This window comes from Shewanella bicestrii, assembly GCF_002216875.1.
Taxonomy (GTDB): Bacteria; Pseudomonadota; Gammaproteobacteria; order Enterobacterales; family Shewanellaceae; genus Shewanella; species Shewanella seohaensis.
Map to the genome: position 1 here is coordinate 3,778,670 of NZ_CP022358.1, position 17,171 is coordinate 3,795,840.

A 17,171-nucleotide genomic window follows, 5' to 3' on the forward strand; every position below is an offset into this window, starting at 1 on the left:
TTAGGGATGTGTTTTCACACGTTTTTAAGCCAGCTCAGCTAGTCTCTGCGCAACTTACTTGTGGTAGCCCCATTCATTGAAAGGATAGCTTGATGCTGCTTGGATTATTTATGCTGTCGGCAATTTTGATTAAAACCTCATTGCTGGGGCTCGGCTGGATATCGATTGGCATTGGCACCGGCGGTTATCTGTTTTGCCGCTATTACCGCATCAATCTCGCCGCTCGTTTGGTGCAAAAGTTTAAGCGCCTCTTTATCACAGGAGCGATATTGCACTTACTCTTGTACCTTGGGCTTATCGTTAAACTCTTCCTTATCGATAGTATTGAGGATATTCCAGCCTTCTTTATCAGCCATTTGGTGTTCCATCATGCGCTTTGCGCCCTGATCGCTGCGGCGCTGACCTTTATGGCTGTCGGCGTTTATCTTACCCAACAAAAGTTAAAACAAGCGCAGCTGCCTCCCCCATTGCAGCTTAACTAACTTAACAGCGCGAGCACGTAATCGGCGAGCCAAACTATAGAAACAAAAAAGGAGCCTGAAGGCTCCTTTTGATAGTAATTCGTTGAGATTATGCCGCTTTGGCAACATCAAAATTAGACAGCAGCATAACCGCAGTACGGCCTAATAGATGATTGATAGTGCGATCGCCGACCAATCCTAATTCAGCAATGGCTTGCTGACGTGCTGTACTGACCGCTCTGAAGAGGGTGATTTCATTATTCGCGCCACCACAGAGGCTGAAGAATAATCTTAACACTGCGCGGTAATGCTCTTCTTGCATCGCTTTCATCCAAGAGGCTTCTAAGGCTTCTTGGCTAGAAAAGTCGAGTGCGGCAACAAATAAATTGCCAATACGACTATCTAAACGGATTAAGAAGTCGTTTTTACGCGGAAAGTGATGACTAATACCGGTGCGGCTAATCCCCGTTGCTTCAGATAACGTGGTATAAGACATAGTCTCAAAGCCAATAGTCAAAATTTGTCTTAACGCTTCATCCATAATCTGATTTATGGTCTGCTCAGTCTGTACTCGCGAGCGCTTAGCCATAGTAAAGTCTCCCGTTGTTCTTTTTCTGGGGTAGAGCTTACCAAAGCCTTTCAGGGATTACTGCTGTTTGGAAACGCCAAACAAGTGTATTTCGCTTTTGTTCAGCTAGGGTTCAGTTTGAAACAGGGAGATTTATCGATTCTGTTTACATATTCACAACATTGAATTTTGTACTAACCAGTCGTGGGCCTTTGCCTCCCCCATCAGCAATGTCAGTGTCGGGTTAAGGTAACGTCCAAGATCTGGCTTACGCCAAGATAGGTATGCTGGCAGGGGTTGCAGCACAGTCTCACCAAAAGTACGCTGCATTAAACTCGAATATTCGCGAAATACCTCTGGTTCTATTTGTACTATTTTAGGATAAAAATCGGCGACAAAATCACGATATTGGCTGTAGTGGGCAATCTGGCTCACTTGATACTTTTTTAACACTTGTATCATCATAGGACTAGTCCAGTGAGACATATACTGCGAACTTGTTAATGCTGCAAGGTTGCGTCTGTGGTATTGCTGCCAGGCTAAATCCAAATTGCCTTTGGCCTTAGCAACGCGCCAAATCAGGTAGAGATCCGCTAACCATTCATGCTGGTAAGCTGTTAATTCTTTTGGCAATAAACTGCCCTGCAAGGCCAGATTCTCAAGGTGTCCTAACTCATGCCACAGGGTCAATAATGCCTGTTCTTTGAGGTCATATTGATAGGTTGTGCCATCGATATTGAGCAGTTGAAACTCTGGTGTTTCTCGCTCATTTACCAGGATTAAACCGGAGAAATGACTATTTTCGACGGGTAACACCATGGCACTGCGAAGCCCAAGCTCAGTTTGGAACTGGGCTTCACTGCGAGGGAGTTGTTCACGGACCTGGGTTGGAAAGCTTGCAAGACACTGACTCAATTGCGCTAACGGGCAAATTAACGCCTGCTTGTCGCCAATAGGCACCCAAGTCAGGCTAGAGATCAGCGTCAGAGCAATGAGACTCACTGTTTTGCCATGATATTTTGGATAATGGCCGTCGTTGATATCCCGTCTTCAAATCCCAACACTTGGACTTGGCCGCCCGCGGCAATCACCTCGGCGCCACCGGCGATGTCTTCAACCTTATAATCACCGCCTTTGACGAGAAGATCCGGGAGCAATCTGGCGATGATCCGCTGTGGCGTATCTTCACTAAAAGGCACCACCCAATCGACGGCGGCTAATCCCGCTAACACCGCCATACGTCTATCCACTTGATTGACAGGGCGACCTTCGCCTTTTAAGCGTTTGACTGAGGCGTCATCATTCACAGCCACAATCAATCTATCGCCTAAGGCTTTGGCTTGCTTGAGGTAACTGACGTGCCCCGCATGCAGAATATCGAAGCAGCCGTTGGTCATGACCACTCGCTCGCCACGCAATTTGGCTTGCTCTAGGGCATAGGCAAGTTGATCTTCACTCACCACCCCAAAACCCGACTCACCGTGGTGCAGGGCTAAGGCTTCAATCAACTCGATACGAGACACGGTTGAAGTGCCCAATTTACCCACCACAACCCCTGCGGCGGTATTGGCAATGGCGCATGCCTGCGGCAATTCTGCGCCCGCCGCGAGTGACGTCGCCAGAGCTGAAATCACGGTATCGCCAGCGCCTGTTACGTCATACACCTCACGGGCCACCGTGGGAATGTGTAACTCAGGGGCATTGGCCGTCACTAAGGTCATGCCCTTTTCGGAGCGAGTGACTAAGATAGCGTCGAACTGATGTTTATTGAGTAAGCCTCGGGCCTTTTCGAGCAGATCGGCCTCAGAGGTTACCGCGCCAACCACGGCTTCAAATTCACTCATATTGGGTGTGATGAGTGAAGCGCCATGGTAACGGCTAAAATCGGACCCCTTTGGATCGACAAGCACTTTCACGCCTTTAGCGCGAGCCAGTGCAATAAAATCCTGCGGCTTATCGATAGCACCCTTTGCATAATCCGACAGCACCACCACATCGACCGAATCGAGTAAGGCTTCAGACTGTTTGAGTAAACGCGCACTATCCTGCTTATCGAAGGACTCTTCAAAATCGAGGCGAATGAGTTGCTGGTTACGCGACAATACCCGCAGCTTGGTAATGGTCGGTTTGTCGGCAATATTCAACCACTGTGGCTCAACACCGAGGGCTTGCACATCAAGGGTTAACGCCTTAGCGGTATCATCTTCGCCAACTAACCCCGCCAATTGCACTTGGCCGCCGAGGGTCGCGATATTTAGCGCCACGTTGGCCGCACCGCCCGGTCTGTCTTCGACTTGGTTAATCTTCACCACGGGCACTGGCGCTTCGGGCGAGATTCGTCCCGTCGGCCCAACCCAGTAGCGATCTAACATCACATCGCCGACAACTAACACTTTGGCTTTTTCAAATGCTGGCAGAGAAATCTTCATAGCGCTCTTATCTATTGCAGAAATTAAACCGGGATTGTACCTAATTTTCGGCAAAATATGAGTTAGAATAAGCAGTAATTTTCAAAAGTAGCGAGTATTTTTGTGGTCGAGAAAGCTGAGTTTTCATCATCCTTATATCATCCGAAGCACTGGCCCATGTGGTTTGGGGTGTTAGTGATGCGGATTACCCAAGTGTTGCCTCTCTCGTGGCAGATGAAGTTAGGCAAAGGCCTAGGCCGATTAGTCAAGGCTATTGCAGGCAGTCGAACCCATACCGCGCGCCGCAATTTAACCCTCTGTTTCCCCGATATGCCTGAGTCGGAGCGTGAAGCCCTGCTGACCCGCAACTTTGAAGAAACAGGTAAAGCGATTTTCGATACCATCAATGCCTGGTGGTGGTCAGATGAAAAAATCCAACAACATATGCAGATCACCGGCAAAGAATACGTTCAAGACACCTTGAACGCTGGCCATGGGGTGATTCTGTTTGCAGTGCACTGCTTACCACTGGAAATGGGCGCGCGTATTTTTGGTCAATTCCAACCCGGTGTTGGGGTATATCGCCCACACAACAATCCGGTGATGGAATACCTACAGGTCAAAGGCCGCCTACGCTCAAACAAAGCCTTAGTACCTAAACGCGATCTACGTCAGATGGTACGTTGTTTACGCAATCCCGACGTGATTTGGTATACCGCCGATCAGGATTTTGGGCGTTCGAGTGCGGTATTTATTCCCTTCTATGCTGTGCCCGATGCCGCGACCATTACTGGCGCCACCACACTGGCCAAACTAGGCAAGGCCAAAGTGCTCCCCTTCTTCGTGGAGCGCACCGAAGGCGATAAGGGTTACCATATCGAGATTATGCCGCCGCTGGATAACTTCCCCGGCGAAGATGAACTGACCGATGCCATTCGCGGTAACAACATTATCGAAGGGATTATCGATAGAAATCGCGCCCAATATATGTGGCTTCACCGCCGCTTTAAGACTCGCCCAGATCCAACGGACAAGTCCTTATATAAATAAGCTTTTGTTCAATCTGTTCGAGATAAGCGCTTAAACGCGAATAAAAAATGCCAAGCAATCGCTTGGCATTTTTTATCTTAGATCTGTTGGTTTAAGACATTGTTGAGGGTTGAGGGCTTGAAACCCTAAGCATCATATCCTTTAAGCCCAGCATAGCAGGCTTAAGCACTGATTATGCCTCCGCCGGTAAGCGTATACCCACATTGGTGACTTTGCCTTCATAAAGCCCTGCAACCACCCAATGCAGTGACTGCCACAGGAACTGATCCCCAAGTACCGGATGTGAACCTAATTCTGCCGCCACTAAATCCGCGACCGTCATATCACCTGTTGCTTCGTCTAACTCCAGACCATAAATCGGCGCTAGATCCAGCAGCTTAACCTCGGTATCGATAAAGAAGTCCCCGAAGAAACGTGGCACTTCCTTGGTTTCGGGCGCCTGACTAAAGAGGTTACTCAAGGCCTCTAGGCTCTTCTCTTGCCCGAGCACGCACAAAATATCCCCCGCTTCTAGACAGGTACTGCCCGATGGATGCAACAGTGTGTTTTGGCGAAATACCGCCGCAATCCGCGTGCCATCCGGCATAGAGAGACGTTTAAGCGGCTCGCCGATACACCATTTGTTTTCACTCAGATGGTACACAAACACTTCCCACTCGCTGCTCGGGTAAATTTCGACCCCAGAGCGTGAAATCGGTAATGGCTTAGGCGGCAACTCCACCTTAGCTAAACGCGCCGCTGTGGTGAGTGACGCCCCTTGCACTAGCAGTGACACTAACACCACGAAGAATGCCAAGTTAAAGTACAGCTGAGCGCCCGGTAATCCCGCCATCATAGGGAATACGGCTAAAATAATCGGCACGGCGCCGCGAAGCCCAACCCACGAGATAAACCAACGGTCACGACTGCTAAAACTCTTAAAGGGCAACAAGCTGAGCCAAACGGCTAACGGCCTGGCAAACAGGATCATTCCAAAGGCTAATGCCAAACCCGGCAGCCAAATATCCAACAAGTCAGACGGTGTGAGCAGTAGCCCTAATACGAGGAACATACCGATTTGACTGACCCAGGTCATGCCATCCAACACGTTTAAGATTGAATGGCGACCACGGGTAGGCTTGTTGCCAAGGAATAAACCGACTAAGTAAATCGACAGGATGCCGCTGCCGCCCAGTTTATTCGACGCGGCATAAATCATCAGGCCGCCACTGAGCACTAAAATCGAATACAAGCCTTCGGCAAGTTTGCTTAAATTAACCAACTTCCACAGCAGCCAACCGCCACCGAGGCCGAGGAAAATCCCCAAGCCAAACTGCTTGATAAAGCTTATCAGCATAAAGCTTGCGGATAGCTCGGCGTCCACATTCGCGAGGATGGCAATCAGAGTTACGGTTAAAAACACCGCCATAGGGTCGTTGCTACCCGATTCAATTTCCAGCGTCGCGCCAACACGCTCGTTTAAGCTACGCCCCTTTAATAGTGAGAATACCGCCGCCGCATCGGTGGAGCCGACAATTGCCCCCACCAACAAACCTTGTAGCCAGTGTAAATCAAATAACCACGCGGCCATCACACCTGTGATGCTGGTAGTGATAGCGACCCCGAAGGTCGCCAGCGACAATGCTGGCCAGAGTGCCACCCTAAAGCTTGCAACCCGCGTGCGCATACCGCCATCTAGCAAGATAATGGCTAAGGCTAAGTTACTGACAAGATAAGCGGTTGAGTAGTCGTCAAACAGAATGCCGCCGGGACCATCTTCCCCAGCTAAAATCCCTACTGCGAGGAAAATTAATAAGATAGGGATACCCAAGCGCGAAGACACGGGACTTAACAAAACACTCACAGCGGCAAGCAAGGCACCGATCAGAAAAAAACTATTGATGGAATCTGCATCCACACATGCCTCCTTAAATACAAGAGTGTTTAGTTAAACGATAAAGAAATCACCTAGATTAAAAATGACTCAGTTGAAAATTTTTGTGTTTCTATACTAGCATAAAAAATGCAAATTAATGGAGTTTTAAATATTAAATTTCAAACATCTACATTAAAATCCTCAGTAATAGGCCATTTTGACTAACTTTTATATAAAAACCAGTACAAGCAAAAATACCTACTGAACATAACCTAATCCCCATAAACAAGATAAAATCTTTATTTATCAATACATTTTAAAAACCTATTCCATACAAACTCACCGCATATAGCCTAAATGGTGGGGATAACCATATAAAAATGCACTGTATCTTCCCAATGCCGACTTAAATCCCATTAACTCCGCAATAACTTGAAAGCATAGATAAAATCCCCTTTTTCATTGTGTTATCGACATTCAAGCCCTTAAAGCTGTCATAAAGACAACAAGTGTCATATCGACAATAAAATTCAGTATCAAAAAGACAATACACCATAACACAAAACTTGTATTTCCCTTTATTTTCAACAACAAAAATATTTGGCACGTATTACGCAATAGCAGGTGAAACGTATCAAAATGACGTTGCATCAAGGAGACTTATGAGCAAACAAAAACTCACCGCTATCGCACTGTTAGTTGTGCTGATTGCTTCATTCACTGTCCTGCTGAGCATAGGCAGTGAAATTTATCGGGAAAAACCGCCGATACCCAATGCATTTACGGATGTAAATGGTCAGGTTGTGTTTAGCGAAAATGATATCGAACAGGGCCAATTGGTCTGGCGCTCCATGGGCGGCCATCAACTGGGGTCGGTTTGGGGACATGGCTCTTATGTCGCCCCAGATTGGACCGCCGACTGGTTACACAGAGAAGCCGAAGCTTGGCTCGATATTCGCGCAGAGCAGCAATATCAAACGCCGTTCGCCCAATTAAACTCTCAACAAAAGTCTGGGCTTGAGCAGGCATTAAGGGAAGATTTACGCCATAACAGCGTCGAACCACAGGCCGATGGCACAGTGCTTATTCGCTTGTCTAGCACTCGTATCGAAGCGATTAACAGGGTCGAGCAGCATTATCTATCCCTGTTTGGGAGCGATCCGGAGCTTAGTCATCTTCGTGAACAATACGCCATGAAAGAGGGTACAGTGCCCGATCTTGCCCGCCGCGAACAACTCAATGCGTTCCTCTTTTGGGGAGCCTGGGCGGCAATCACTGAACGCCCCGATGCCCCCTATACCTACACCAATAACTGGCCCTTCGATCCCCAGTTAGGCAATACACCAACCTCGGATAATATCGTCTGGTCGATACTCAGTATTGTGACCTTAATTGCGGGGATTGGCGGATTGATCTGGCACCATGCGAGCGGTAAACACGAAAGCCTGCCCAAGCCTTCGGAGCAAGATCCGCTGTTTTTCACTAAACCAACCGCCTCACAAAAAGCCGTCGGCAAATACTTCATCACGGCAATTGGCCTGTTTTTACTGCAAATTTTACTCGGCGGGATCACTGCCCACTATGCGGTAGAAGGCCAAGAATTTTATGGTTTACCGATTTCAGAAATACTGCCCTACTCAGTCACTCGCACCTGGCACACCCAATTAGCAGTGTTTTGGATTGCCACGGCCTGGTTAGGCACTGGGCTGTATATTGCTCCCGCCTTATCGGGTTATGAGCCGAAATATCAACGTCTTGGCGTTAACGTACTCTGGGTTGCCTTAGTGGTCGTAGTGCTTGGCTCGATGGCGGGCGAATGGATTGGGGTACAGCAGTATTTTGACCTCGATATGAACTTCCTCTTTGGTCATCAAGGATATGAGTACATAGATCTTGGCCGAGTATGGCAAATCTTACTCCTCGTTGGATTATTGATTTGGCTTGCCTTAGTCACTGCAGCCATCAAACCCGCACTCAAAATTCAAGGCGAGATGCGCCCTGTTATTTGGGTACTCTATGCCTCCTGCGTGGCGATTGGTCTGTTCTATGGCGCCGGCCTCTTTATGGGTAAACACGTCAATTTAGCGATTGCAGAATACTGGCGTTGGTGGGTAGTACACCTGTGGGTTGAGGGCTTCTTCGAAACCTTTGCCACCGCTGTTATCGCCTTGATGTTAGTACGTTTAGGGTTAATCCGCGGCCGCAGTGCCAACGGTGCGGTGTTATTTACAACGGTGATCTTCTTAACCGGTGGATTGATTGGCACCTTACACCACCTCTACTTTACTGGCACACCGACCTCGGTAATCGCTTGGGGCGCCATCTTCTCCGCCTTAGAAGTTGTTCCCCTCGCCATTATTGGTTTTGAAGCCATGGAAACCTACCGCCTGCGTAAAGCCAGTGGCTGGATGCAACGTTATCACTGGGCGATTATGTTCTTTGTGGCTACCGCGTTTTGGAACTTGGTCGGTGCCGGTATGCTGGGCTTCTTAATCAATCCACCAATCTCGCTCTATTACATTCAAGGATTAAACACCACGGCCACCCATGGTCACGCCGCCTTTATGGGGGTTTACGGTATGCTCGGTATGGGCTTGATGCTCTTCTGTCTGCGGGGCCTCACCGGCAATATGCAGTGGAATGACAAAATGCTCAAAGGCGCCTTCTGGAGCCTCAATATTGGCCTAGCGGCTATGGTGTTCATGTCGTTATTACCCGTGGGGATTACGCAGTTTTTTGCGGTCATCGACCATGGATATTGGTTCGCCCGCTCGCCAGAAGTGATCCATAGTCCGCTGGTTGAAAGACTGGTTTGGATGCGCATGTTTGGGGATGTCATCTTCAGTATCGGTGGTCTCTTAATGGGCACCTTCTTGCTCGATTTGATCAGAAAAGCCCTGAATAAACCTGCCAAACTGCAACAGGAAGTCTTACAAACAAATCACTAACCACAGCGATTAATCCGGTCTGACCAAGGTGTCGTTTAGGCACCTTGGTTGCCGATTTTTTATAGCTTGCGCCGTTTATCGTCCACCACACTTTTATAGCCATACCGCATTAATGGTTAGCAGTGTCTAAATAACCTGTGTCAATATAACAATCAATGGTATAAATCAGGGAAGCCTCGCTGCAGGAGTTTTTATGGCCCTTAGTCAAACCGACCTTACCCGTATCGCTCTGGATATCACCTCTGGTTTAGCCCACAGGGACCGCTTCTCACGCTTGCTCGATACGGTGAGAGCTAACCTGCACTGTGACGCGGCTGCGCTCCTCACCTTCCATGGACACTATTTTACCCCGCTGGCCATCGACGGTTTGAACGAGGATGTGCTCGGCAGACGCTTTATCCTGAATGAGCATCCAAGGCTTGAGGCCATTGCCCGTGCGGGAGATATAGTGCGTTTTCCCGCCGACAGTGAACTTGCCGATCCCTACGATGGGTTGATCCCCAATCAAACTGGGGCATTGAAAGTCCATGCCTGTATCGGGCTGCCCTTATTTGCCGACGAGCAGCTTATCGGTGCCGTGACTATCGATGCCTTTAATCCCCTACAGTTCGACCAATTCAGCAACACTGAGCTTCGCAGCTTAAGTGCGATTGCCGCCGCATCCTTAAGCAACGCCCTGCTGGTTGAAAAGTTGGAGCGCATGGCGCTCAATAGCCACTCGACCCATGTGCAGGAAAAAAGCCCCAACCTTAACCACGATGCCGAAATCATCGGTAACTCGCCCCAGATGCAAAGCTTGAATCGAGAGATAGAAGTTGTTGCCCATAGCGACCTTAACGTACTGATTTTAGGCGAGACTGGAACAGGCAAAGAATTAGTTGCACAGGCAATCCATCAAAAGTCCGCGAGACAGCACAAACCCTTGGTTTATCTCAATTGCGCGGCGCTTCCTGAATCGGTTGCCGAAAGCGAGCTCTTTGGCCATATCAAAGGCGCGTTTACCGGCGCCATCAGCCATCGCAGTGGCAAGTTTGAAATGGCCGATAAGGGCACACTCTTTCTCGATGAGATTGGTGAGCTTCCGCTCACGCTTCAGGCCAAGTTGCTGCGGGTATTACAATATGGCGATATTCAAAAAGTGGGCGATGATCGCAGTCTTAAAGTCGATGTGCGTATCATTGCCGCCACCAATAAAGATCTTAAAACAGAAGTGCTGGCTGGCCGCTTTAGGACCGATCTCTACCATAGATTAAGTGTATTCCCCCTGCTGGTGCCGCCCCTGCGGGAGCGCGAGCAGGACATCACCTTGTTAAGTGGATTCTTCGCCGAGCGATATCGGCAAAAGCTGGGGATGAAGCAGCTTAACTTCAGCCCCAGTAGCTTAATGTTGCTCAACCAATATGCATGGCCGGGCAATGTGCGCGAACTCGAGCACGCCATTCATAGGGCAACCGTGCTGGCGCGCGTCTCGGCACAGGATGGCTGCTGCACCATAGCGCCACAACATTTTGATTTACCGTTTAAACAAAGCTCTGTAGAGACAAACGCATCGACAAGCTTAAGCGTAAACGAAACCCAGCTTCGCCCGTTAGAAGGTGCCAGTTTAGCCCAAGCGACCGACGCCTTTCAGCGTGACTACATCAAACAAGTGCTCACGGCGCAAAACGGCAATTGGGCCGCCTCGGCCAGAGCCTTAGGACTCGACCCAGGCAATCTGCATCGCCTCGCAAAACGCTTAAGGCTAAAATAAGTGATAAATACGCCGTACGGATCATATTTCAGTTGAAATAATGGCCAAAATAAGGAAGGATGCGAGCTTCGCGCGCCAGTGCACTTTGCCCGACAATTTGCCGCCCTGTTTTGGGGAGAAAAAGCCGCGTAAAACAGGTTATTTTATTAACAGGAATCGTAGTATCCGCTTATGAGTATGCTTCGCACCACAGCTTTATTATTGACTCTGGTTTTTCCGAGTCTTTCCGCTTTAGCAACGGAATACCCTTTACCGTCTTCGAAGAGTCGGTTAGTTGGCGAGAACCTGTATTACACAGTGCCAGAGGGTAAACACACCCTCGAAGATATTGCCGCTAAATTCCAACTCGGTCTAAGCAACTTGCTGGAAGCAAACCCTGGCGTGGATCCTTTCCTACCAACACCAGGCAGCAAGCTATTAATTCCTCAACAGCTCATTCTGCCAAATGCGCCGCGTGAAGGCATTGTCATCAACGTCGCCGAAATGCGCCTGTATTACTATCCAAAAGGTAAGAACACCGTTGAAGTGCTGCCAATCGGTATTGGTCAGATTGGTAAAGATACCCCTGAAAACTGGGTCACCAGTGTTCAACGTAAACGCGCTAACCCAACTTGGACACCGACACCACGTATTCGTAAAGAATATGCGGCAAGGGGCGAAATTCTGCCTGCGGTATGGCCAGCGGGTCCCGATAACCCAATGGGACTCTACGCGCTCTACATTGGTAACTTGTATGCCATCCATGGTACCAACGCCAGCTTCGGTATTGGTTTACGTGTCAGCCAAGGCTGCGTGCGTTTACGCCACGATGACATTGAACACTTATTCAAAACGGTTCCAGTAGGTACCCGAGTACAATTTGTGAACCAACCGATTAAAGCGACCGAAGAGCCAGATGGTAAGCGCTACTTAGCCGTGCACCAGCCACTGTCACGCACCATTGCCGAGTTTGAATCAGCAGAGCCAGTCTCTCTGACCTTACCGAAAGAAATCGCCAAGTTTATTGCTAAGGCCGATACCGATTCAGCAGTGATTAAAAAGCTGCTCGATGAGCGTACTGGCGTGCCAACGATTATTAATCAGTAATAAGCGAATCAATACAGCAGCGGTTGATACAGCTGCGCCCATAAAAATACCCGCCTAGGCGGGTATTTTTGTTTCAATCGAAATAGAACTTATCGAATCAATCGCATAATGGTGCGCAAAGGGCCAAGAAATGGGTCATTGCCGCGCTATTTGCCAAGACGCGTTGGTCGAAGTTTTGCAGTGCAGGCGTTTCGGTACAGGCACCGACACGCGCGCCGCTACGTACTAAACACGCCTCAAATGAGGTATCGAAGTGGTTGAAAATGAGGCCATCTTTAACCGGGCAACCATCAATCTCACCATCTTCTGCGATAGGGAAATAGCCTCCTAGGGTATCGCGTAAATCGATACTAAAACGTCCCGGCACTTGGCTTGGCTCGAAGGAATACACATAAGCATCACGGCTCAGCACGTCCTCATGGCAGGTTAAAATACCGTCACGGCTCGCCGCGATGAGTAACTGCGCATGGTCTAACAGCAGTTTACCTTCTACCGAGGTGCTTTCATTGGCCTTAGGTTTACCATTTTCAAATACAAAACCACGGTTAGGGTTTTCGCCAAACTTGTTAAATCGATGACCACGCTTAAAGCCTGTTGGATTCACCAGGGGCAGAATGCTCAAATTCACCCGTTCGAATAAATCGGCCGATGCCTCACTTAAAAAGTGCAGTAAGCCCCAAGGGCCTGCCGATTCTTCACCGTGAAACCCTGCGCTGATCAATAACGAAGGTAAGCCAGATTTGGCGGCGGGAGATTGATACAGACTAACGCTGTACTTGCCGACTTCACCGAGTTTTTTCTCAACCATCCCCAAACGGGACATTTCCTGCTCAAGCTGTAGATAAAAATTATCGATATCAGTGCTTTCACAGTTAAAAATATCGCTTTTCCACTGAAAGGATTCGAACGGAGATCTGCTTACCATATCTTGTACTTATGCCAGAAAAAGAACTGTGCCATCATAGCAGTTCTTTTAAAAAACTGAATGCTATTCAACTGATTTAGATGAAATCAGACGAGTGGGTTAGCCTGCTGACCAACCACACGGATGAAAGCCTTCAGCGGGTAATTTAGATAGGATGCTAAATGAGACCATACCTTAGCGGTTATTTTGGCCTAGTTATCGCGTTGCTTAGCCCTTCACTTAAGGCGCAGTGCCAGATAACGGGCGCCGAGCGACTGTATCAACTCGAGTCGCAAATTGAGACTTACACTTTGGCCAATGGCCTCACGGTGCACCTCTTGCCGCAAGCAGATATGCATACCTTGACCATTGCCAGCCAGTTTAATGTCGGCGCGCGCAATGAGGCCAAGGGCCAAACTGGCTATGCACACTTATTCGAGCACATGCTCTTCAAGGGCAGTGAACAGGCTCCCGGCGACAGCTATGCCCAGCAGTTAAGTGCCCTTGGGGCGCGTTTTAACGCCAGCACCCACTTCGATTACACCAATTATTACGTCACTCTACCCAGCCAAGCCCTCGGCTTAGGGCTGTTCCTCGAGGCCGATCGTTTTATTCGCCCCGATTTGAACCAGACAACGGTGAAAAATCAGCAGGAAACCGTGCTCCAAGAAATGGCGCAAACCATAGATAACCAGCCCTATGTGCGCAGTGCGATGGAATTTTTACTAGAGCAGGTTAAGAATACGCCCTATGGCCACGGCATTATCGGCAGCCGCGAGGATATTACCGAGGCAAGTCCCGAGCGTTTAATCGCCTTTCATCGCGACCATTATCGTCCCGATGCGATGCAGTTATCCTTAGTCGGCAAGCTTCCCTCCGACGTTAAGTCGCTTATAGAACAAAATTTTAATGCTTGGCCCACACCTAGTCAGCCCATAGCCGAATTTGATGAGCTGAAAATCACTCCCAAACCCGTGCATGCAGAGCTTATTGATGAGCGGGGTCCTTGGCCCGGCTTACTGCTCGCCTGGCATACTGTGGGTAAAAATCATCCCGACGCCGCAGCTATTCGCCTGCTCGAAGGCGATTTATTCCAAAATACCCGCAGCGCCATAGCGCAAATCAGCCAGCATGATCCGGCACAAATGTTGAGTTATTCACTGCCATTTGAGCTGGAAAATCATGGCATAACCAATCTGGTCTTAGTGCCTCGGGCCAAAACCTCACTCGATGACTTAACGGAAAAGGTTTTAAGCGTGGTTGCTAAAGTGCAGCAGACACCATTGAGCGACGCAGAACTGTGCCAACTTAAACAAAGCTGGTTGAACAATCAGTTAGCGCTGCTCGATAACACTCAATCGCTCGCCACCCTGTTATCCGCCACGGCGAAACAAGACCAAATGTATCCTTTAACGGCCCAGTGGCAACGGATTAACTCCGTTAGTGCAGAGGATATTCAACGGGTTGCCACGCGATACTTTACCACCGATATGGTCAGGGTAGACCTGTTACCGCCTTGGTATATCCGCGTAGGAAAGACATTGCTGGAGTGGCTGCCATCGGGTGTGAGCGATAGCCTTGAGGATGCCGTACTATGATAAAAACGATTCCATTCACTAGATTGGCAATAGTGCAAAATATCCTTAAAGGCCTAAAAGCCATGAGCCTTGGCCTTATCGGTATCTCGCTAATGGCCTGCCAACAGACCCAGCTTAACTTTACCGCCACCCAAGCGCCCAGCTTGGCAAGCTTCGATACCCCAACTCAGCTACCGGAGGTGGGGCTGATCCGCCTGCCCACGGAATCGGCTTTTATCGATGCGGTGCCCGATGGCTTAACACTCCCCTACCAGCTCCACACAGTACACAGCAGCCAAGGGCTGAGTAATAGGGTGAGCCTCGTCGCCATCAGTCCCAGCATGCCCTTCGAAAATCCGGATATTTTACAGTTTGCCTTGCAGGAAAAAGCCCGCAGTCTGGCGCTCAACCAACCCGATGCCTGCCTTGAAACCTTTGAGACTCGCGTTACCCTGCACAGTATCAATCTGAGTCTAGCCTGCCCCATGCCGGTTAATCATCTCTACCGCCTATTGATACAATTTTGGCAAGCCGATGCGTTTAGCGAACATGGAGTGGCAGCAGTCGATATCGACAATATCCGCCGCCAATTGAAACTCAATAAGCACTTAAATGCCTTTAGTGGCGTCGAAATTGATAAAGTCTGGCGCGATAAACTCCTTGGGGCAGCACATCCCTATAATCAGAGCATCAATAATCAAGCACTGTACGACTCTCTCACCTTAAGTAAACTGTCGCAATTGCAGCAGCGCACGTTTGCCCAAGCAAAGTGGCACCTGTTTTTAGAAGGCACAGAGGCCGCAGAAGCCGAGTTTGATCTCAAGCAAAGCCTCGCCCTGTGGCCGAGTGCTACAAACTCAAGCTTGCCCACAAGATCAACTAAACCAAAGCCGCTTAATCAAGCGACTTCGTCGATAAAGCAGTCCCACACTATCTATCTGATTGATGCGCCGGGGAGCGTGCAAACTCAGGTACGAATCGGTTATGCCCTCGACGATAAACACTTATCAGCGCAGGATATTCCACTCGCTTGCCGCAGTTTGGCCGCCATCTTGGGACGCAGTTTTTCGGGTCGACTCTATTACGACTTACGTGAACAGCGCGGCTTAACCTATGGCATTTACGGCCAATGCGCTAATGCGCCGCTCGCCACCAGCATCAAGTTTTATGGCAGTACGGCGATAGAACACACGGGCGCCTTTGTGGTGGGGATCTTAGATCATCTCAACCTGCTGGCCTCGGCGCCCGCAAGCGAAGGGGAAATTGCCGCCCTTAAAACCTATCTGATTGGCGAAGCACTGTTAACCCAAGACAATCCCAGCCAGCGCGAAACCCAGTTTATTCATCAACTGGTGTTGGGATTAGATCCCCAGTCAAGCCAAGCGATGAACGCAAAGCTGCAGGATCTGACGCCCACTCAGTTGCAGCAATTAACTCAGCAAGCCTTTAGCGGCGAACCCTTGGTGATTTTACGGGGGGATGTCGATAGGATAACGGCCGATCTCACCGACAAGCTGCCGGGCTGGCAGCTAGAGGTGGTCAAAGTAAACGATTAATTTTTAGAGTTTACCGCTAGGTACATCGCTCGCCGTGCCCTGTTGTAACATCTGGGCATGGCCTTGCTCCATTTGCGCTAAGTCTTCCATGGCGGCGCCAGACTCCATATTAGGATGCGCTTCACCTTGATGTTCAGGATTGCTGCCATCGTGATTATCTAATCCCATGGCTGAAGCCGTTTGCGTGTCGTTATCGCTTGCTGCGGCGCTATCATTGACGAGCGAGTCATCTTTCACGGGTGATGGCAGCAGAGTTTCACCGCCCTCATTCTGCGCGCGCAAATTCTCACGATTCTGTGCCTCGCCCTTGGCAGTATTTGCTGTAATGGCCGCTGGTTGACTAAGGGTGCTTAGCCAAGTGGTTAATTTTGCAGGTGTTATAACACTGACCAGCACAATGACGGCTGCGGCCGCGGCGCCATAGGGTAACCATTTGCGCGCACTAGGCTGATTATCCCGAGCATACAAGGCGTTAGTCTGAGCGGTTTTGGTATTTTTGGCTGCGCCCTCTGGCGCTAAGGTTTGTAATAGCTCGGGTAGATGTTCCAACTCTTGGCCGATAACACGCTGACCGATAAATTGCCCGCCTTCATAAATTTCTAATTGGTGGCTAAGCACTTCGCCCTCGACCGTGCCAGAGCTGACAATCACTAATTTATTGCAACGCACCTTGCCGCGAAAAACTCCGCAGACTTTCAGTTCATCACAGCAGAGCTCACCCGAAACTTCGCCACCAAGCTCGATTTTAATCTGTCCGGCGCAGCGGATATTTCCCGCTAATTTCCCCGCAACTAATGCCGTGCCCGCCAGTTGCATCTCGCCCTCAATGGAGGTTGAGGCACTGATAAAAGTGACACCATTACCTTTGCTACCCATAGGTTTAATTCCATATCATTATTTTTGTGAAAAAGATGTTAAGTGAAAATACCTGAAGAATAAAGCATTGGATTCCCTTGATATTTGACCTGAGTCGATTTTAGGTAAGATTTTAGTCCGCTAATTAACTGT

At 49.2% G+C, this 17,171-nt stretch carries 13 protein-coding genes; 7 read left to right on the forward strand and 6 right to left on the reverse strand.

Annotated elements, in window-relative coordinates; genetic code table 11:
- The first annotated feature begins 92 nt into the window (after window positions 1–92).
- Window positions 93–482, forward strand: coding sequence for a hypothetical protein (locus CF168_RS16530; RefSeq protein WP_089068382.1), 390 nt, complete (start codon window positions 93–95; stop codon window positions 480–482).
- Between the two features lie 88 nt (window positions 483–570).
- On the opposite strand, the gene CF168_RS16535 is transcribed toward CF168_RS16530, so the two are convergent.
- The 3 genes from CF168_RS16535 to hldE all read right to left on the reverse strand — a co-directional run bounded on the left by CF168_RS16535 (window position 571) and on the right by hldE (window position 3,458).
- Window positions 571–1,050, reverse strand: a complete 480-nt coding sequence (locus CF168_RS16535; protein ID WP_011623828.1) for a TetR family transcriptional regulator — start codon at window positions 1,048–1,050, stop codon at window positions 571–573.
- Window positions 1,051–1,203: 153 nt separating this feature from the next.
- Complete coding sequence (locus tag CF168_RS16540) at window positions 1,204–2,031, reverse strand: hypothetical protein (RefSeq protein ID WP_089068383.1); 828 nt, start codon at window positions 2,029–2,031, stop codon at window positions 1,204–1,206.
- Window positions 2,028–3,458, reverse strand: coding sequence for a bifunctional D-glycero-beta-D-manno-heptose-7-phosphate kinase/D-glycero-beta-D-manno-heptose 1-phosphate adenylyltransferase HldE (hldE, locus tag CF168_RS16545; RefSeq protein ID WP_089068384.1), 1,431 nt, complete (start codon window positions 3,456–3,458; stop codon window positions 2,028–2,030). The genes CF168_RS16540 and hldE overlap by 4 nt, the downstream gene beginning before the upstream one ends.
- Before the next feature lie 102 nt (window positions 3,459–3,560).
- Between hldE and CF168_RS16550 the strand changes: the two genes are divergently transcribed.
- Window positions 3,561–4,487, forward strand: a complete 927-nt coding sequence (locus CF168_RS16550) for an LpxL/LpxP family Kdo(2)-lipid IV(A) lauroyl/palmitoleoyl acyltransferase (protein WP_089068385.1) — start codon at window positions 3,561–3,563, stop codon at window positions 4,485–4,487.
- A gap of 172 nt (window positions 4,488–4,659) precedes the next feature.
- Here CF168_RS16550 and CF168_RS16555 read toward each other — a convergent pair whose 3' ends face one another.
- Window positions 4,660–6,384 carry a potassium/proton antiporter gene (locus CF168_RS16555; protein ID WP_086902080.1) on the reverse strand — a complete coding sequence of 575 codons (1,725 nt, stop codon included), beginning with the start codon at window positions 6,382–6,384 and terminating at the stop codon, window positions 4,660–4,662.
- A 620-nt stretch (window positions 6,385–7,004) separates the two neighbouring features.
- On the opposite strand from CF168_RS16555, the gene CF168_RS16560 reads away from it, so the two are divergent.
- The 3 genes from CF168_RS16560 to CF168_RS16570 all read left to right on the forward strand — a co-directional run bounded on the left by CF168_RS16560 (window position 7,005) and on the right by CF168_RS16570 (window position 12,126).
- Window positions 7,005–9,290 carry a nitric-oxide reductase large subunit gene (locus tag CF168_RS16560; protein ID WP_089068386.1) on the forward strand — a complete coding sequence of 762 codons (2,286 nt, stop codon included), beginning with the start codon at window positions 7,005–7,007 and terminating at the stop codon, window positions 9,288–9,290.
- 193 nt (window positions 9,291–9,483) lie between these two features.
- Window positions 9,484–11,040: a nitric oxide reductase transcriptional regulator NorR gene (gene norR, locus CF168_RS16565; protein ID WP_089068387.1), complete on the forward strand. Its 1,557-nt coding sequence runs from the start codon at window positions 9,484–9,486 to the stop codon at window positions 11,038–11,040.
- 171 nt (window positions 11,041–11,211) lie between these two features.
- The gene (locus CF168_RS16570) at window positions 11,212–12,126 is read left to right on the forward strand and encodes a L,D-transpeptidase family protein (RefSeq protein WP_011715987.1); all 915 of its coding nucleotides are present in this window, start codon (window positions 11,212–11,214) and stop codon (window positions 12,124–12,126) included.
- Between the two features lie 97 nt (window positions 12,127–12,223).
- Here the strand turns inward: CF168_RS16570 and CF168_RS16575 are convergent, their stop codons facing one another.
- Window positions 12,224–13,051 (reverse strand): M14 family metallopeptidase, encoded by an 828-nt coding sequence (locus CF168_RS16575; protein WP_011625330.1) that lies wholly within the window; start codon window positions 13,049–13,051, stop codon window positions 12,224–12,226.
- Between the two features lie 161 nt (window positions 13,052–13,212).
- On the opposite strand from CF168_RS16575, the gene CF168_RS16580 reads away from it, so the two are divergent.
- On the forward strand, window positions 13,213–14,628 hold the full coding sequence (locus CF168_RS16580) for a M16 family metallopeptidase (RefSeq protein ID WP_089068388.1): 1,416 nt from the start codon (window positions 13,213–13,215) through the stop codon (window positions 14,626–14,628).
- Window positions 14,625–16,163 carry a M16 family metallopeptidase gene (locus CF168_RS16585; protein WP_089068389.1) on the forward strand — a complete coding sequence of 513 codons (1,539 nt, stop codon included), beginning with the start codon at window positions 14,625–14,627 and terminating at the stop codon, window positions 16,161–16,163. Before CF168_RS16580 ends, CF168_RS16585 begins: the two co-directional genes overlap by 4 nt.
- Before the next feature lie 3 nt (window positions 16,164–16,166).
- Here CF168_RS16585 and CF168_RS16590 read toward each other — a convergent pair whose 3' ends face one another.
- Entirely contained in the window at window positions 16,167–17,039 is an 873-nt protein-coding gene (locus tag CF168_RS16590) for a bactofilin family protein (protein WP_089068390.1), read from the reverse strand.
- Window positions 17,040–17,171: the final 132 nt, after the last annotated feature.